The sequence below is a fragment of the uncultured Neptuniibacter sp. genome, assembly GCF_947498015.1.
GTDB lineage: Bacteria > Pseudomonadota > Gammaproteobacteria > Pseudomonadales > Balneatricaceae > Neptuniibacter.
The window spans coordinates 358,859-376,898 of sequence record NZ_CANMIR010000002.1; the positions used below are offsets into that span (position 1 = coordinate 358,859).

Genomic DNA, 18,040 nt, shown 5'->3' on the forward strand with positions numbered 1-18,040 from the left:
CTTGGGGATAAACCGTCTTGTTATCACCCCAGGAGAGCCGTCAGGGATCGGCCCAGACCTTTGTATTCAGATTGCCCAACAGGGCCATCCGGACGAGCTGGTTGTTGTCGCTGATCCTGAGCTGCTGCGAAAGCGTGCTGAACTACTGCAGCTACCACTGGCAATTGAGCAGTTCAACCCTGATCGCCCCGCATCACCAACACCGGCAAGAACATTAAAAGTACTGCCGGTCGCCCTAAAACAGGAAGCAGTGCCCGGGCAACTCAACAGCGCCAATGCGCCTTATGTTCTGGAAACACTGACACTGGCGACAAAAGGCTGCCTTGATGGCACGTTTTCTGCGCTGATCACTGCACCGGTTCACAAGGGCATCATTAATGAAGCGGGTATCCCTTTCAGCGGTCACACCGAATTTTTAGAAGCCCTGACGCAGACCCGTAAAGTGGTCATGATGCTCGCGACAGAGGGCTTAAGGGTAGCTCTAGCGACGACCCATCTGCCTTTACGCGAGATAGCCGACGCGATTACCCCCTCCCTGCTGACCGAAGTTATCACCGTATTACATCAGGATCTGAAAGAAAGCTTCGGCCTTGATAACCCCCGCATTATGGTGACAGGGCTGAACCCCCACGCGGGCGAAGGTGGGCACTTAGGGCGCGAAGAGATCGAGGTCATCGAACCTACTTTGGCCACTCTTAGAAGTCAGGGGATTGATCTGATCGGCCCTCTGCCTGCAGACACCCTATTTACCGAAAAACATCTCGAACATGCAGATGCTGTACTGGCGATGTACCATGACCAGGGCCTACCCGTGCTAAAATACAAAGGGTTTGGTAAAGCAGTGAATATCACATTAGGAATGCCGATAATTCGCACATCGGTTGATCATGGTACTGCACTCGATCTGGCAGGGACCGGTAAAGCCGATGCTGGCAGCCTGAACACCGCAATTGACTATGCTGGCGAGATGGCTCGTCACCGCAACCTTATCGCGAAGTAATTCATGAGCAAAAAACCTGTAATGCATAAAGCCCGTAAGCGGTTTGGGCAGAACTTTCTGCACGACCACGGCATCATTCGCCGTATCATCCGTGCAATATCGCCCCACGAATCCGACCAACTCGTAGAGATCGGCCCTGGGCTTGGCGCCCTGACAGAAGAGCTGCTAGCTGAAGCGGGTGCACTGGATGCAATTGAGCTAGATCGTGACCTGCCACCGATCCTGAGAACCAAATTCTTCAATTACGGTGATAAATTCCGCATCCACGAAACGGATGCAATGAAGTTTGATTACGCCCAGCTCCGCACCAGCGATAAACGTTTACGGATCGTTGGTAATCTGCCCTATAACATCTCAACCCAGCTGATCTTCCACCTACTCAGCCATGCTGAACACGTAGAAGATATGCACTTCATGCTGCAGAAAGAGGTGGTTGACCGAATGGCTGCTGGCCCCGGAGAGAACAACTACGGGCGACTCGGCATTATGGCCCAGTACTACTGTAAGGTTGAATCCCTGTTTGTGGTTCCCCCTGGCGCCTTTAATCCCGCACCCAAGGTGGACTCTGCCATCATCAGATTGACCCCCTATCGCGAGCTGCCTTATGTCGCAAAAGAGGTGAGCCAGTTTGAAACGGTTGTACGCACAGCCTTCACCATGAGAAGAAAAACATTACGCAACAACATGAAACCCCTGCTTAGCACAGATGAGCTGGAAGGACTCGGTATTGACCCATCACTTCGCCCTGAAAAGCTGGCGATATCTGATTTCGTCACTATCAGTAACTATTTGACCGATAAAAAAGCGTAAGCAGAAACTGAATGGAAAACTTAGAGCTCGGCAATCACGTATCCATAGATGTAGAAACCGATTATCTGGACAAGCAATCTGATCCAGACAGCAAACGCTTCGTCTTCTCATACAAGATCACCATCACAAATTATAATTCTGTAGCCGTCCAACTACTGAACCGACACTGGTTGATTACCGATGGTAATCAACATATACAGGAGGTCAAAGGAGAGGGCGTTGTTGGCGAACAACCGGTTATCGATCCCGGTAAAAGTTATACCTACACCAGCGGTGCGGTATTAGCCACCAGCGTAGGTAGCATGCAGGGGCATTATGAGATGAGCACCACTGAAGGAGAGAGCTTTAAAGCCCCCATAAAAGCTTTTACACTGGCACGACCAAACGCACTGCACTAATAGAAACAGGGCTTAGCAATGGCCACTTATGCTGTTGGAGATATACAAGGGTGCTTTGATGAGCTTCAGACTCTGCTTTCAGAGGTGAGCTTTTCATCATCGGACACATTATGGGTGGCTGGAGATCTGGTGAATCGCGGCCCCAAATCACTAGAGACGTTACGTTTCCTCAAATCCCTTGGAGAACGCGCAGTCTGCGTCCTTGGTAATCATGATCTGCATCTGCTGGCTGTATATTATGGTGCCGCCCCCAACAAACGCAGCGACACACTGACCCAGATACTGGAAGCACCTGATTGTCACGAGTTAATGGCATGGTTACGGCAGCAAAAACTGCTTGTACATGACAAATCCAAAAACTACGTGATGGTTCATGCGGGTATACCTCCCTGCTGGAGCATTAAGAAAGCTAAGAAAAGAGCCAAAGAGGTTGAACGAATTCTATGTAGCACTCTCGCTCGAGAATTTTTCAATCACATGTATGGAAATCTGCCAGACTGCTGGTCCTCAGAACATGAAGGCTGGGATCGACTCCGCATCATCACCAACTACTTAACCCGGATGCGTTTTTGCGATAGCCAGGGAAAACTCGACTTTGCAGCCAAAGGCACACTGGACTCGCAACCGCCGGGGTATCTTCCCTGGTTCAAACTGCCACGAAAAGATCCACGGGAATCCGATATCCGCATTCTTTTTGGTCATTGGGCCGCTCTGGAAGGTGAAGCTGAGGCCGAACATGTGTTTGCTCTGGATACAGGATGTGTCTGGGGAAATAAGCTGACCGCCATGCGACTGGATGATCACAAGATCTTTAGCACACCCGCACAAGGCGGCAAACCAAAACCACCTCCAACCTCATCCTATCTAATTCAAAGGTGAGCATTATGACTCAGTGTAAATGCATCGACACACAGCAGGCAGCTGAACTGATCCGAGAGGGCGCAGCCGTCACTGATATTCGGGATGCCCAAAGCTACGCTCAGGGCCATATTCAGGGTGCCAGCAATCTCAACAATGAGAATCTGCATCAATTTATTACTGATGCTGACATGGACAAACCATTACTTGTCTGTTGCTATCACGGTATCAGCAGCCAATCTGCCGCACAATTTTTGATAGAACAGGGGTTTGATGATGTCTACAGCATCAATGGTGGCTTCGAAGCCTGGCGGGTGGAGCAACCTGAACTGTGTGACACTCCCTAATGAAGATCTATCTGGTCGGGGGAGCGGTACGCGATACCCTACTTAACTATCCCGTTTATGACAAAGACTGGGTTGTGGTTGGAGCAAGCGCAGAGGAGATGCTTGCACAAGGCTATCAGGCCGTAGGCCAGGACTTTCCCGTTTTTATTCACCCTGAATCAGGTGAAGAGTATGCGCTTGCACGTACGGAGCGAAAATCAGGAAAGGGCTATACCGGCTTTCAGTACTTTGCCGACAAGGCTGTCACACTGGAAGAGGACCTCCTCCGCCGTGATCTGACCATCAACGCAATGGCGATGGATGAAGATAAAACGATATACGATCCATACAATGGACAGAGTGATCTAAATAACCGGGTATTACGCCACGTATCACCTGCCTTTGCAGAAGATCCGCTTCGTGTACTCCGAGTTGCCCGTTTTGCAGCACGTTATCACCATTTAGGGTTTACCATCGCCGATGAAACACTTGAGCTGATGCACCAGCTCAGTAGCGGAGATGAATTGGAGCATTTAACAGCAGAAAGGATGTGGAAGGAGTTTGAAAGATCACTGGGCGAGCAGTCCCCTGAGGTCTTTCTCTCCGTACTTAATTCGGTTGGAGCGATCACCAAAGTTCTTCCTGAACTGACGCAATCCCTGAAGAGTGAGACTCTCCTCCCCCTATTTTCACAGCTCTGTCAGCAAAACAACGACCCTGAGGTTCGTTTCGCATGTTTACTGAGCCTCTGTGGTGATCTCGACATTCCTGCCCTGTGCAACCGCTTAAGAACCCCCAACGCGTACAAAGAGCTGGCTACACAGTGCCAACAACACCATAAAACCCTTTCTGCATTTAATCAGAGCGATGCTGAAACCAAGTTAAACGCCCTCATTAAGCTGGATCTCATTCGCCGCCCTCAGCGGCTTGCCAAAATTCTACTTTGCGTTGAAGCTCTACACCCGGATTCCAAGTTCGACTCAATACACCCGATACTTGACAGCATCAGTCAGATTCAGCCCAAGAAACTGATTGCAGAAGGCTATACCGGCGCCTCGCTGGGCGAAGCGATCCAACAGCGCAGGCTTCAGATCTGTTCAGATTTCAGCCCGGAGGCGTAGATGGAATTGCAACCCAGAGCCAATAAAACAGCACTGATCACCGGCGCAGCTAAACGGGTTGGCGCTGCAATCGCAGTCGCACTACATCAACAAGGTTACGATCTTCTTATCCACTACCATCATTCCAAGCAAGACGCCCTAGAGCTTCAGCAGCAGCTTAACCAGAAGCGCTCTGGAAGCGCTTTCCTCTATCAGGCCAATCTGGTTGATATGGATGCGGTTGAAAATCTGGCTAATACCATTCTCACCAACCACCACCGCATCGATCTACTGATCAATAATGCGTCTGCTTTTTTTCCAACACCCCTGGAAAATAGCACTCAGGAACAGTGGGATACGCTAATTAACACCAACCTGAGAGCCCCCTACTTCCTGTCATCAGCACTTCGCACACCACTTGCGCAGGCCGAAGGCTGTATCATCAACATGATCGATATCCACGCACAAAGAGGACTGCCTGACCACCCCATCTATTCCATTGCAAAAGCGGGGCTGGAGATGATGACTAAAAGCTTGGCCAAGGAACTTGCCCCCTTGATCAGGGTAAACGGTATCGCGCCCGGTGTTATTTTATGGCCGGAAAACGAGATGAGTGAAGAGCAGAAACAAAATATCCTGAATAAAACGCTGCTACAGCGTCCTGGAGAGTGCGGCGATCTGGCAGATGCAGCAGTTTATCTGGCTGGTGCTCGCTACGTAACCGGCCATATTCTGACCGTGGATGGCGGAAAATCTCTGTTTAGCCACTGAAGTATCTCAGTAATTCTGCCTATACACTACAAGGCAAAGCATAATCCCGCCATGAAAATTCGATAGGCCATAGCTGCTGGCTACTTTTATCATATTCAGCCCACATAGCCGCATAAGAGCAGCCACTTTCAGGATGAAGATCCTGAGGAGCGATCTCGGCTAACGGCTGCAGCACAAAGGCATTTTTACCAATTTCATCTCTAGGCAGCTGCACGCCATAAAACGTACCGACAAGGTCATCATAGGTCAGTATATCAATATCTAACGTTCGCCCGCTGAACTTAGGCCCTTGACGACATCGGCCATTCTCATCCTCTATCGCTTTGAGGCAAGGGGAGAGCCTGTCCAATGATATATCTGTATCAAAAGCGGCAACAAGATTATAAAAATTATCACCCTCAAAGCCTACGGCCTGACTTTCATAAACTGTTGAGAGCACCAAAAAACCAAAATTGGCGCTTAGCGCATCCAACGCATTCCGAATATAGCGTTCCCGATCGCAGTTACTCCCGATACTGACGAAGACCCGTGCCATCAAAAGCGCTCCCCGCGCTCGATCACCACACCCACATCTCGCGCTTGAGGCACCGCACCCGGCTTACCCAGGCGCAACCTTACCCAACTGACGTCGAACTCATTCAACACAATTTCAGCCACTTGCTCAGCCATCGTTTCAACCAGCAGAAATTCACTCTGCTCTATAAACGTAATCAACCGGTCAGAGACCGCTTTGTAGTTCAGCGTTTTATCAATATCTTCCGTATTTGCTGCCGGGCGAATATCGGTTCCCATTTCCAGATCGAGAGAGACACGCTGGCGAATCTCACGCTCCCAATCATAGATACCTATAACCGTTTCAACCTCTAACTCACGAATGTAAACTATATCCATAACTTAACCTTTAGGTATCAAATGACCGACTCAGGCATAATGACCATCGGACTGGTTTTGCTGGCATATCTGTGGGGCTCAATCCCAACAGCGGTACTTGTATGTCATATTCTTAAGATACCCGACCCCCGCCAACAGGGCTCAGGCAATCCCGGAACAACCAATGTGCTGCGTATCGGAACACGCAGAGCAGCTATCCTTACACTCTTAGGCGATACAGGCAAAGGAGTTCTGGCCCTGCTCCCCTGCATACTGGCCGATCTGAACTTTGAAATTCGCAGCTACTGCACTCTAGCTGTCGTGCTAGGACATCTGTTCCCCGTTTTCTCCTCCTTCCGAGGTGGAAAAGGCGTTGCTACAACACTCGGAGCGGGCATCGGCCTTTTCTGGCCACTGGCAATAATACAGCTTCTTACATGGGGGATAATTGCCGTGATCGGAAGAATCTCCTCTCTCGCCTCAATTGGTACAGCGCTAACCGCACCCATTTTTGCCTGGATTCTGATTCCAGAACTCACCCCAGCCTACCTATTATTATCTGGCCTTCTTCTTTTCAGTCACCGAACCAATATACGGAAATTGCTCAGCGCATCCGAACCCCGCCTGTAGCCTCAGATTGAATCCAGTGTATTCAAGGGCCACCGAGGCTTAGTCACAATCGCCAGATCATCACTCTGTCCAGCCAGAAGTCTCTGACAACCTGCATAAGCGATCATCGCACCATTGTCTGTGCAAAACTCTGGACGCGCGTAAAACAACCGTGCCCGCTCTTTACTCACCATCAACTCCAAACGCTCTCGTAGACGCTGATTAGCACTGACTCCCCCCGCAATGACCAACTGACCAAACCCGGTCGCCTGCAGAGCCCTGCGACATTTGATTGCCAGAGTATCAACAACAGCTTCTTCAAAGGCAGCAGCAATGTCACAGACAGTTTGTGGATCGATCACACCCTCAGCATCACGGTGACTATTCGCCGTATTCAGGGTAAATGTTTTCAAACCGGAGAAGCTAAAATCCATACCCGGGCGATCCGTCATGGGGCGCGGAAAACGAAAACGCGCCCGATCCCCTTTCGCTGCATGCTTTGCGATCAAAGGGCCACCCGGATAATCAAGGCCGAGCATTTTCGCAGCCTTATCAAAAGCCTCACCTGCGGCATCATCCAGTGATTCACCTAATAATTCATACTGACCAATCCCATCAACGCGAACCAGTTGCGTATGACCACCCGAGACCAATAGGGCAACGAAAGGGAACTCAGGCGGTTCCGCCTCCAGCATCGGCGCAAGCAGATGCCCCTCCATATGGTGCACCCCAATCGCTGGCTTGCCCCAAGCCATTGCGAGCGCCCGACCCGTTGAAGCCCCAACCATGAGCGCACCGATCAATCCAGGCCCCGAGGTATAAGCGATCGCATCAACGTTACCTTTCTCGAGCCCAGCCTTGGCAAAAGTTTCATCCAGCAACGGCAACAATTTCCGCACATGGTCTCTTGATGCAAGCTCAGGTACGACACCACCATATTCAGCATGCATCTTAACCTGACTGTATAACGCGTCTCCCAGCAGACCCTTTTCACTATCAAAGATCGCCACCCCTGTTTCATCACAGGAGGTTTCAATACCTAATACCCGCATCACATACTCACATCATTACGTTTTCGCGGCATTATACCTGCGAGATATAAAAGCTGCATATAAATTGGAGGCCTGACGCACTAACTGCTTTACTTAATTCATAGAAACGAATAAAATTTCGCGCCTTGCCATAGAACCGTCTGTTTTAGGGTAAGTATTTTAAGTGGATTAACTAAACAATTTAAGGTTTGTTCAAACATGCCAGCTGTAAAAGTTAAAGAAAACGAGCCATTTGATGTAGCTCTGCGTCGTTTCAAACGTTCTTGCGAAAAAGCAGGTATTTTGGCTGAAGTTCGTCGTCGTGAATTCTACGAAAAGCCAACATCTGTACGTAAGCGTAAAGCAGCAGCAGCTGTAAAACGTCACGCTAAAAAAGTATCTCGCGAAAACGCTCGCCGCGTTCGCTTGTACTAATCCACGAGATATAGATCCCATTCAGGAATAGAGGCCGATCATGTCAGAATTAAAGCAGCAGATCACCAATGAGATGAAAGCTGCCATGCGCGCAAAAGAAAAAGCACGCTTATCGACAATTCGCATGATACTGGCTGAACTCAAACGCATCGAAGTTGACGAGCGGATTGAGCTGGATGACAACAGAGTACTTGCGGTGCTGGACAAAATGTCTAAACAGCGCCGCGACTCGATATCTCAGTTTGAAGAAGCGGCACGCATGGATCTTGCAGATGCTGAGCGACAGGAGCTGGAGGTGATTAAAACTTTCCTGCCGCAACCGCTAACAGATGAGGAGACTGCAGACCTCGTTAAAGAAGCTGCTGAAGAATCAGGCGCACAAACCATGCAAGACATGGGCAAAATCATGGGCCTCCTGAAACCTAAAGTTCAGGGCCGCGCCGACATGGGCACCATATCCAAACTCGTCAAAGCACACCTAGCCGGTTAAACTGCAGCTGAATCCAATCAGCAGCACATTACATGGCCGGACGCATACCTCAGCACTTTATTGATGATTTACTAGCGCGTATCAACATTATTGATGTGCTGGATGGTCGTGTCCAAAAGCTGAAGCGTACCGGAAAAAACTACTCCGGCCTCTGCCCATTCCACAAGGAAAAAACCCCCTCCTTCACAGCCAATCAGGAAAAACAGTTTTACTACTGCTTTGGCTGCGGCGCAGGCGGAAATGCCCTCGGTTTCCTAATGGATTATGAAAACCTCAACTTCCCTGAAGCTGTTGAGGAGCTGGCAAAAACAGCCGGCATGGATGTACCCCGGGACGACTCTCCCGAACAGCGCGAAAAAGACCAACAACTCAAACAGCTCTACGACCTGCTTGAGGCTGCAGCCCAATTCTATGAAGAGCAACTTCGCCATAACCACAATCGCAGCGAAGCGATCGACTACCTCAAGTCCAGAGGCCTCAGCGGACAAGCAGCCAAAGCTTTTTCGATTGGCTACGCCCCTTCAGGATGGGACAACCTACTCACTAAACTGGGCAGCGATGAAAGCCAGATTAAACTTCTTGAAACTGCAGGACTTCTGATTCACAACGAAGAGCGTGATAGTCGGTACGACCGCTTTCGCAATCGAATCATGTTCCCGATCAGGGATCAGCGAGGACGCACCATCGCATTTGGTGGACGAGTACTGGGAGATGACAAACCTAAGTATTTAAACTCCCCGGAAACCCCCACATTCCACAAAAGCCGGGAGCTTTACGGGCTCTATGAAGCTCGAAAGCACAGCAGCAAACTCGAAAAACTGATCATCGTCGAAGGCTATATGGATGTAGTCGGCCTGGCGCAATACGGTATTCATTATGCTGTAGCAACTTTAGGAACAGCGACAACAGCACAACATCTGGAACGTCTTTTCAAGATAGTACCCGAAATCATCTTCTGCTTTGATGGCGACAATGCAGGTAGAGAGGCCGCAATGCGCGCACTCAAAACAGCCCTCCCGGTGATTGAAGACGGTAAAGAAGCACGCTTCCTATTCCTTCCTGAAGGGGAAGATCCAGACAGCCTGGTTCGACAGGAAGGTACAGAGTCATTTAGTGATCGCCTGAATAATGCACAACCCCTCTCAGAATTCTTTTTTAAAAGCTACGCAGAGAACTCCGATCTGGAGAGCATGGATGGCCGAGCACGATTCAGCACTGAAGTATTACCTGCAATCAACTCAATGCGCCCAAGCCTACTGCAGCAGATGATGCTTGATCGGATATGTGAGCTGACACACCTTTCGCTAGAGCAGATCCAGACAACGGTCAACTTCCACCAATCTGTTCAGCCCCCTGCTGCTCCAGAGCCCGCTTTTAATGAGAACACCCAACACAGTCCCGGCTACGACAACCATTATCAGGATGATTACTACCCATTCAGCCAGGATGAAACGGATAGTTATACTCTCTACGATGAGACGCCAGCCCCACACAAACCATCAATTAATAGCTTCACTCCAAGAGCTACAAACCTCAACCGCAAACCCCACAATACAGAATTAAGTTTTGCACAAAAGCTAATTGCCCTGCTGCTCCATTACCCTAAGCTTGCTGCAGAATACACACTCCCTGATGAACTACAGATAATCGAAGAACAGGACATTAAAATTCTGACACAGCTTGTCCACTACTATAACAAGCATCCAGATTCATCCCTGGGACAACTGGTCGTTGATTGGCGTGAAGATGAGGCGCTTGCAAACACAATTGTTCAACTCTACGAGATATCCACCTCCCTCGAGATACGTTCAGAGGCAGATGCTCGCATCTATCTAAAAGATGCCCAACACGGACTGGAACTTAAGGCACTTGAGATCGAAATTTCACAACTACAAAAGAAAGCCCAACTAAATTCGGACGATAAGATTAAGCTGGTACAAAAAATTCAAAAACTAAACCAGCTCAAAAGCATAAATCGCCAATAAAAAGCACGGACCGCTTGAAAAAGCACACCCAACCCCAATATATCAAACTAGATACCAGCACTGATTCAGCAAGTTGCTGAAATATAGTCTATTTTTAACTGGTAACAGACAGTAAGCGACGCGGCCTTTTTCCTAGCATAATGAACTCTTCATCGCTATAATGGCCTGCTCGATTTTTCATCCATTTTTCAAGTCACAGGGTCCTATGTCCGATACTTCTCAGCAACAGCAGTCTCGCCTTAAGGAACTGATCGCCCGTGGTAAAGAGCAGGGTTACCTTACCTACTCCGAAGTAAATGACCATCTGCCACAGGATATTGCCGATCCCGATCAGGTTGAAGATATCATCCGCATGATTAATGACATGGGCATCTCCGTGTCAGAAGAAGCACCCGATGCTGAAACCCTACTGATGACAGAGGGCGATTCGGCAGAAGAAGCGGATGAAGAAGCCGTCGCAGCACTTGCCGCTGTTGAATCGGATGCAGGCCGCACAACCGACCCAGTTCGTATGTATATGCGTGAGATGGGCACGGTTGAACTCCTGACTCGCGAAGGCGAAATCAGCATTGCGAAACGCATTGAAGAGGGACTGCGCGAAGTTATGTCGGCTGTCTCCAGCTTCCCCGGTACCGTTGACGCCATTCTGGAAGCCTACGATCTGACGATCGAAGAGGAAGGCCGTTTGAGCGATATCTTCAGCGGCTACATCGATGCTGACGATGGCGTAGAGATCCCTTCAGCAACCATCCCAGATCCAAATGCTCCTGCTGAAGATGACGATGAAGAGGAGGAAAAGGAGAAAGGCCCTGATCCTGAAGAAGCTGCAAGACGCTTTGGCCTTCTCCGTGACGCTCGAGATGGCGTTAATAAAGCGATCTCCACCCACGGCAGGGACAGCAAAGAGTTTGGTGAGGCCCAGATAGAACTGGGTGAAGCATTTGCCCCCATCAAGCTCTCTCCACGCTACTATGAAGCACTGGTAAACCAGGTTCGTGACACCATCGGCAACGTTCGCGCTCAAGAGCGTACGATTATGCGCATCTGCACGCAGCGCGCTAAAATGCCACGCAAAACCTTTATTAAAGAGTTTCCCGGCAACGAAACTAACCCTGAATGGTTCAAATCGATCATCGATTCGAACGAAAACTATTCACGTGCAATCAAAACCAATCTGATTGAACTCAAGCGCGCTCAGAAAAAATTGATTCAGGCTGAAATTGACACCTGCATCACACTCGCGGAGATCAAAGAAGTTAACCGTCGCATGTCGATCGGTGAAGCTCGTGCTCGTCGCGCCAAAAAAGAGATGGTCGAAGCCAACCTACGACTGGTAATCTCGATTGCGAAGAAATACACCAACCGCGGACTACAGTTCCTTGATCTGATTCAGGAAGGCAACATCGGCCTGATGAAAGCCGTTGATAAATTCGAATATCGTCGCGGTTACAAGTTCTCGACATATGCAACCTGGTGGATACGTCAGGCGATTACACGCTCAATTGCCGACCAGGCGCGTACAATCCGTATTCCGGTTCACATGATCGAAACCATCAATAAACTGAACCGCATCTCCCGCCAGATGCTGCAGGAGATGGGGCGTGAAGCCACACCAGAAGAACTTGCTGAGCGCATGGAGATGCCTGAGGACAAAGTCCGTAAGGTATTGAAAATCGCAAAAGAGCCGATCTCGATGGAAACACCCATCGGTGATGATGAGGACTCCAGCCTGGGCGATTTCATTGAAGATACAACAATCTCTTCTCCGGTCGATTCAGCCACAGGAGAAGGCCTGCGTGAAGCAACTCGTGAGGTTCTGGCAGGACTCACCGTCCGCGAATCTAAAGTACTGCGCATGCGTTTCGGCATCGAAATGAACACAGACCATACTCTGGAAGAGGTCGGCAAACAGTTCGATGTAACCCGTGAACGTATCCGTCAGATCGAAGCTAAAGCACTGCGAAAACTTCGCCACCCAAGCCGCTCAGAGCATCTCCGCGGCTTCCTGGACGAGTAGTAAATTCTTTCAAATCAAACTCTTGTGCCCATGAATACTTGACGGTATCATGGGCACCCTCAATTTTGGGGCCTATAGCTCAGTTGGTTAGAGCGCTCGACTCATAATCGATCGGTCGCAGGTTCGAGTCCTGCTAGGCCCACCATTCTAAAGATAATCACTTCACTCTTCTAAATTGGTCAACTATCACTGCTGACCCTGTATAGAGAATTAGCACCCCCACCGCTATAATAAACGCCTATTTCCGCAACGCATCAAAAAGGATAGAGATGAGCGAACATACACTCTCCACTCAAAACGATGAAATCGATCTTTTCCAGTTAATTGAGAACCTATGGAAAGAAAAGCTACTTATTATTCTTATCACTTTTTGTTTCACACTAGGTGGTGGTCTGTACGCTTTTTTCAAAACCCCCACCTATCAAGCAAGCGCCAACCTTAAACAGCTAGAACCTGAGAGCATTTCCCAGTTAAAGAGCCTGAAACTTTATTCAGATATCGCCCCCAACTCCCTACTCTCTGAATATGTTCGCCTTCTTAATAACCCATCTTTTAGACAAGCATTTATTGATAGCGCCAACAGTGACAGCAAACAGCTTTATCAGGCAGATTCTTCTACACTACAACAGAAGATGTTTTCTCAGCGTTTCAGCTATACAAACCATTCTTCAAACAAGAAGAGCAACTCGCTCTTTCCTTATACGATCACATTCAAGGCCCATACACCAGCGCTCGCCAGCAATGAACTTCAGCGCTATATCGATACTGCTGATACAAAGCTCTATGAAAGCCTGAAGCAGAGACATTCAGATATAAAACAACAGAAAGCCAAGCATATAGAACACCTTATTAAGACCACTAAAAACCGCGCCATCAACTACAGACAAGATAAGATAACTGTATTAGAAGCTGCGCACGAATTGAAAAAACTAACAATCCAAAGCCAACTTGATGCTGCAAAATTTAGCTATAAAATTTCACGGAAAGATCGAATCGCCCGATTAGAATCAGCAATACGTACAGCTGAAATTTTGAAAATCAGAAAACCAGTGGCTCTACGGGATCTTAATGGCAGCGCAAATAAAAATGTTGCCATTGAAGTAAACAACAGTAATTCCCCACTGTATCTTCGCGGTACAGAACTACTCAGTGCAGAACTGCAAGAGATCAGCTCGCGCAATGATGATTTATACTTGAGCCAAGAGATAAGAGATCTTGAAAAGCAACTTTTGCTACTCGAACAGAACCATCAAATAGAACAACTAAAAGCACGTAAAGATGATTCACCGTTCAATGAGGATCTACAGAAACTAAAAGCCCAGCTCGACTCTTTGCAGCTCGAATCTTTTCCAGAGATGAAATTTAAATTTAGTGCTGCTCCAGCTCTGGCAGCAGCATCACCGATTGCTCCTAAGAAGCCGCTGATTCTGGCATTGTCAGTTATGCTTGGAGGTATGATCGGTATCATTGCCGCCCTGATTCGAAGCAGCCTGACCAACCGAAAATTAAGAAACTTGAATTCTTAAGACCTTTCAGGTTCAGAAAGCTGGCTTTAATAAATATTATAAAGCCAGCATACCTTTTCACCCAGCACCTATTCTCTAGAGCACTCAATGCACGGAATTAGATGAAGTCTCTCCCTGAACCAACCAATCAACTACAGGCGAAGAGGGAGAAAAGCCGGTTACTGCTTTTTCTAACAGCAGCCTCGCTGTAGCAGCATCATTCATTCTATGTGCTATCTTGATCTCGTTAAGAATCTCTTCCAATTGTTTAGCCGGTAACATCTCTTCGTGAGCACGCATGATTTTTGGATGCTCAGATCCGACCACATCATCTCCAATTAGTAACTCTTCATAGAGCTTCTCACCTGGTCGAAGCCCACTATAGGCTATTTCGATACCATCAGGGCACTGAGGACTTTGCACCTCTTTACCCATTAAGCGAATCATCTGCTCAGCCAGCTCAGTTATCTTAACCGGCTCGCCCATATCCAACACAAACACATCCCCACCTTTCGCCATCGATCCCGCCTGTATAACCAAACTAGCGGCTTCTGGTATGGTCATAAAAAAACGAGTTATTTCAGAATGAGTCACCGTTACGGGCCCCCCCTCAGAGATCTGCTCTCTAAACAGAGGTACAACAGATCCAGAAGAGCCTAAGACATTGCCAAACCTGACCATCGAGAAAATAGTTTTTGATGCACGTACTGACAGATCCTGCAAGATCAACTCAGCCAGCCTTTTAGTTGCGCCCATCACATTGGTTGGTCGAACAGCCTTATCCGTAGAGATTAAAACAAAGCGCTCTACGCTATTTTCCATCGCGAGCTCAGCAATCACTTTGGTACCCAAGGCATTATTCCGAATACCTTCAAAGACATTGTGCTCCACCATTGGCACATGCTTGTAAGCAGCTGCGTGATAAATAGTATTTACGGAGAAGCGTTTTATAACGCGATCTACACGCTCAGCATCCAATACGGATCCCAAAACAGGAAAGAGAGAGATATCCAATCCATCTGCTAGGATAATATCCGATAATTCGCGCTCAATTGAATAGAGCGAAAACTCGTTGAGTTCGTATAAAACGATAGTTTTTGGATTACTTGTTAATACCTGCCGACAGATTTCTGAACCAATTGACCCCCCAGCCCCACTGACCAAAACAACCTTCTCGTTAACACTTTTCGCGATTAACGATCTATTGGGCGGAACCGAGGCTCGACCCAACAGGTCCTCAGGCTCGACATCTCTTAACTGATCAACCCGTTCGCCATTTACCATCTCAGGCAGTGAAGGCATCGTTTTTACATGAACTGGATAATCAGCCAACGCAGAGAGAATCTGACTCTTCCTCACCTGATCGATGGAAGGCATCGCCAACAGCACATGTGTAACACCTCTTAATGCGATCAGTTGATTAAGTTCATTCACTTGATATACAGTAAGACCTGCAACAGTACTTTTTTTCAGCGATGGCTCATCATCCAAAAAACCCACTGGAACATACTCAGCCCCTCCGACCAACGCAGTAGCGAGCTGCACACCCGAGCCTCCAGCACCATATATCAGCACAGGCTCCTTCTCTACATAATTTCGTAGAAGCCAGTGATAATAATTACGAACCAACAATCGACTACCACCGACATACACCATTGCCGCAAGCGCAAAGTTAACAGGGACAGATCGAGGGAAAGGGTCTATCTCCAGTAGAATTGCACCCGCCCAAATAAGAACAGCAAGCAGCACAACCCCCTTAATAACAGCCAGAATAGCCTGCGCCCCCATAAATCTGACAACAGCTCGATACAGACCCAACCTCATAAAGATGAGGACGCCCAGAAGAGGCGTCATAACAAACAGGATTAAAGCGGGTTCAAGGTATGAGCTAGGCCACCATTCAGCTAAGCGCAGCGCATAACCAGACCATAACGCCAATGGAAGAAACAGAAGATCTGCCAGTACCATAATTACTTTTTTGTACTGGCGACCTAAGGTAAGAACGCGGTAATGCGGCGGGGATGAGGGGGCTTGGTATCCTTCCATGAGATCCTCGGACAGTAAACATTAAAAACGAAAAGATGCATACAGCAAAATAAAACATCCAATAAGATAGCGGCGTAATTTTATCAGAATAGGGCTAAAGTTCTCATATAGAGATGAAGCTAATTACCCATAGCTGCCAGAAAAAAACAGGCCAGACTGTGAAATTTAGCAGCAAAACCATGTCAGTAGACTCTTCACAGCTCATCCCCTTGAAGCTATGTATAACCGGAAACCTAATAAACATATAACTCTGCAGCGTGTACATTGTAGGGCGAGTAATAAACGTAGGTTAACATTATTGCTTAATTCACTCTTTAACCCTATCACCACTCCCTTTTCCAGATACTGTCATAAAAATATACTTAAAGTAATTTCTAAGTGACATCGTCTTAATCATTTTAGCATCTGTTTCAGCCAATAATTTAGGGGTAGACATGTCAATTTCATTCACTTGAGCCAGTCCTGTAATACCAGGACGAACAGCGTAAATTTTATGTTTTTCACGAGCAACAGTTAATTCTTCTTGGTTAAAAAGTCCTGGGCGAGGCCCCACCAAACTCATCTCACCCTTAAGGACATTCCATAACTGAGGCAGTTCATCCAATTTGGTTTTACGTAAAAAATGACCAAATTTGGTTATCGAAGCTGAGCTGGCTAGATGCGAAGCAACTGAAGCGGTATCTAGTCGCATGGTACGAAACTTAACCAATGTAAATGGTTTTTTGTTCCGCCCAACCCGTTCCTGCCTGAAGATAGGCGAACCGGTATCAAAAAAGCCAATCAGCGTAAGCAACAGCAAGACCGGAAAGCCGCACACCAGACCCAGTAGGGAAAATACAAAATCGAATACTCGAATCACTTGAAGCACCTCTTCAACCCTTCTTCGACAGAAACCGGCGGCTTCCATCCCAACAAATTACGCGCCTTAGAAATATCCACCCGCAACGAACCCAGCAACCGCTGCGCCACTGCCTTTTTACCCAACAGTGTCGCCGCCAACATCAACATGGATGACGGCACAGGGATCAACCGCGAAGGCTTACCCATCGCCTGAGAAACGCCGCGTAATAATTCAGTAGTTGATAGGTCCTGACCATCGCCCGCAAGGAACACCTCGTTTGTTGCTGCGGGATGATCGATGCAGGTGATAATCAGATCAACCAGATTATCCACCGCCACCAGCGAGCGCTGGTTGTGGATGGCGCCCAAGGGCAGCAGCAGCCCTTTGCCTACTAGCTTTATCATGCTGGCGAAATTACCTTTAACACCCGGACCATACACCAACGGCGGACGGATAATCACGACCTCCATGCCGGTGTCAGACGCCAGTTCCAGCAAACCCTGCTCGGCTTCCCACTTGGAAATGCCATAGGCATCCTCAGGTGCCGGTGTGTCATCAGCGGTGAACGGTTGGCCCAATTTCGTTTGTTCGCCATTGACCTTGATCGAGCTGATAAAGATAAAGCGCTTAATCTCTGCTGCCACAGCCTGACGGGCAAGGTTAAGAGTGCCGTCCACATTAACTCGACGGTATTCCTCCAACGGGTCTGCCACTTCATCTTTCATAATATGGGCACGGGCCGCAGCGTGGATGACGACTTGTTGATTGGTCAGGGCGGCTGACCAGTCGGTGTTGGCATCCAAGCCCTGCACTTCCGCAATGTGTGCAGCGGGTATTTCAATACGGCGACGTACGGCAGCGGTCAAGCTTACACCCGGTTTGGACTGCAAGCCCGTCGCAAGTCGACTGCCGAGAAAACCGGTGGCGCCTGTTAGTAGTAAATTCATG

At 48.3% G+C, this 18,040-nt stretch carries 19 protein-coding genes and 1 tRNA gene; 14 read left to right on the forward strand and 6 right to left on the reverse strand.

Annotated features, from left to right (window positions below):
- The first annotated feature begins 1 nt into the window (after position 1).
- Genes pdxA through Q0882_RS03975 form a run of 7 tightly spaced genes read left to right on the forward strand, consistent with a single transcriptional unit; the run spans position 2 to position 5,263 of the window.
- A complete protein-coding gene (gene pdxA / locus Q0882_RS03945; protein ID WP_299178319.1) occupies positions 2–1,000 on the forward strand; it encodes a 4-hydroxythreonine-4-phosphate dehydrogenase PdxA in 999 nt (332 codons plus the stop codon).
- Positions 1,001–1,003: 3 nt separating this feature from the next.
- Positions 1,004–1,810: a 16S rRNA (adenine(1518)-N(6)/adenine(1519)-N(6))-dimethyltransferase RsmA gene (rsmA, locus tag Q0882_RS03950; RefSeq protein WP_299178321.1), complete on the forward strand. Its 807-nt coding sequence runs from the start codon at positions 1,004–1,006 to the stop codon at positions 1,808–1,810.
- Between the two features lie 11 nt (positions 1,811–1,821).
- The gene (gene apaG, locus Q0882_RS03955) at positions 1,822–2,208 is read left to right on the forward strand and encodes a Co2+/Mg2+ efflux protein ApaG (RefSeq protein WP_299178323.1); all 387 of its coding nucleotides are present in this window, start codon (positions 1,822–1,824) and stop codon (positions 2,206–2,208) included.
- An 18-nt stretch (positions 2,209–2,226) separates the two neighbouring features.
- Positions 2,227–3,087, forward strand: a complete 861-nt coding sequence (locus Q0882_RS03960) for a symmetrical bis(5'-nucleosyl)-tetraphosphatase (RefSeq protein WP_299178324.1) — start codon at positions 2,227–2,229, stop codon at positions 3,085–3,087.
- A gap of 5 nt (positions 3,088–3,092) precedes the next feature.
- Positions 3,093–3,413, forward strand: a complete 321-nt coding sequence (gene glpE, locus Q0882_RS03965) for a thiosulfate sulfurtransferase GlpE (protein ID WP_299178326.1) — start codon at positions 3,093–3,095, stop codon at positions 3,411–3,413.
- Positions 3,413–4,513, forward strand: coding sequence for a hypothetical protein (locus Q0882_RS03970; RefSeq protein WP_299178328.1), 1,101 nt, complete (start codon positions 3,413–3,415; stop codon positions 4,511–4,513). Before glpE ends, Q0882_RS03970 begins: the two co-directional genes overlap by 1 nt.
- Positions 4,514–5,263, forward strand: coding sequence for a pteridine reductase (locus Q0882_RS03975; protein WP_299178330.1), 750 nt, complete (start codon positions 4,514–4,516; stop codon positions 5,261–5,263).
- A 19-nt stretch (positions 5,264–5,282) separates the two neighbouring features.
- Here Q0882_RS03975 and folK read toward each other — a convergent pair whose 3' ends face one another.
- Together folK and folB are read right to left on the reverse strand one after the other, a co-directional pair.
- Positions 5,283–5,798, reverse strand: coding sequence for a 2-amino-4-hydroxy-6-hydroxymethyldihydropteridine diphosphokinase (gene folK / locus Q0882_RS03980; protein ID WP_299178332.1), 516 nt, complete (start codon positions 5,796–5,798; stop codon positions 5,283–5,285).
- Complete coding sequence (gene folB / locus Q0882_RS03985; protein ID WP_299178335.1) at positions 5,798–6,154, reverse strand: dihydroneopterin aldolase; 357 nt, start codon at positions 6,152–6,154, stop codon at positions 5,798–5,800. The genes folK and folB overlap by 1 nt, the downstream gene beginning before the upstream one ends.
- Before the next feature lie 21 nt (positions 6,155–6,175).
- Here folB and plsY point away from each other — a divergent pair, with 21 nt between their 5' ends.
- Positions 6,176–6,763 carry a glycerol-3-phosphate 1-O-acyltransferase PlsY gene (gene plsY / locus Q0882_RS03990; RefSeq protein ID WP_299178337.1) on the forward strand — a complete coding sequence of 196 codons (588 nt, stop codon included), beginning with the start codon at positions 6,176–6,178 and terminating at the stop codon, positions 6,761–6,763.
- 2 nt (positions 6,764–6,765) lie between these two features.
- Here the strand turns inward: plsY and tsaD are convergent, their stop codons facing one another.
- The gene (tsaD, locus tag Q0882_RS03995) at positions 6,766–7,794 is read right to left on the reverse strand and encodes a tRNA (adenosine(37)-N6)-threonylcarbamoyltransferase complex transferase subunit TsaD (RefSeq protein WP_299178339.1); all 1,029 of its coding nucleotides are present in this window, start codon (positions 7,792–7,794) and stop codon (positions 6,766–6,768) included.
- 198 nt (positions 7,795–7,992) lie between these two features.
- Between tsaD and rpsU the strand changes: the two genes are divergently transcribed.
- From rpsU to Q0882_RS04025, 6 genes are all read left to right on the forward strand, one after another.
- Complete coding sequence (gene rpsU / locus Q0882_RS04000) at positions 7,993–8,208, forward strand: 30S ribosomal protein S21 (RefSeq protein WP_275814767.1); 216 nt, start codon at positions 7,993–7,995, stop codon at positions 8,206–8,208.
- Positions 8,209–8,248: 40 nt separating this feature from the next.
- Entirely contained in the window at positions 8,249–8,698 is a 450-nt protein-coding gene (locus Q0882_RS04005) for a GatB/YqeY domain-containing protein (protein WP_299178341.1), read from the forward strand.
- 32 nt (positions 8,699–8,730) lie between these two features.
- On the forward strand, positions 8,731–10,683 hold the full coding sequence (gene dnaG, locus Q0882_RS04010) for a DNA primase (RefSeq protein ID WP_299178343.1): 1,953 nt from the start codon (positions 8,731–8,733) through the stop codon (positions 10,681–10,683).
- 205 nt (positions 10,684–10,888) lie between these two features.
- Complete coding sequence (rpoD, locus tag Q0882_RS04015) at positions 10,889–12,700, forward strand: RNA polymerase sigma factor RpoD (protein WP_299178345.1); 1,812 nt, start codon at positions 10,889–10,891, stop codon at positions 12,698–12,700.
- A 68-nt stretch (positions 12,701–12,768) separates the two neighbouring features.
- A tRNA-Ile gene (locus Q0882_RS04020) sits at positions 12,769–12,845 on the forward strand.
- Positions 12,846–12,969: 124 nt separating this feature from the next.
- Complete coding sequence (locus Q0882_RS04025; protein WP_299178347.1) at positions 12,970–14,226, forward strand: Wzz/FepE/Etk N-terminal domain-containing protein; 1,257 nt, start codon at positions 12,970–12,972, stop codon at positions 14,224–14,226.
- 84 nt (positions 14,227–14,310) lie between these two features.
- Here Q0882_RS04025 and Q0882_RS04030 read toward each other — a convergent pair whose 3' ends face one another.
- From Q0882_RS04030 to Q0882_RS04040, 3 genes are all read right to left on the reverse strand, one after another.
- A complete protein-coding gene (locus Q0882_RS04030; protein WP_299178349.1) occupies positions 14,311–16,251 on the reverse strand; it encodes a nucleoside-diphosphate sugar epimerase/dehydratase in 1,941 nt (646 codons plus the stop codon).
- A gap of 307 nt (positions 16,252–16,558) precedes the next feature.
- On the reverse strand, positions 16,559–17,110 hold the full coding sequence (locus Q0882_RS04035; protein WP_299178351.1) for a sugar transferase: 552 nt from the start codon (positions 17,108–17,110) through the stop codon (positions 16,559–16,561).
- Complete coding sequence (locus Q0882_RS04040; RefSeq protein ID WP_299178353.1) at positions 17,107–18,039, reverse strand: SDR family oxidoreductase; 933 nt, start codon at positions 18,037–18,039, stop codon at positions 17,107–17,109. Before Q0882_RS04040 ends, Q0882_RS04035 begins: the two co-directional genes overlap by 4 nt.
- Between the last annotated feature and the right edge of the window lies 1 nt (position 18,040).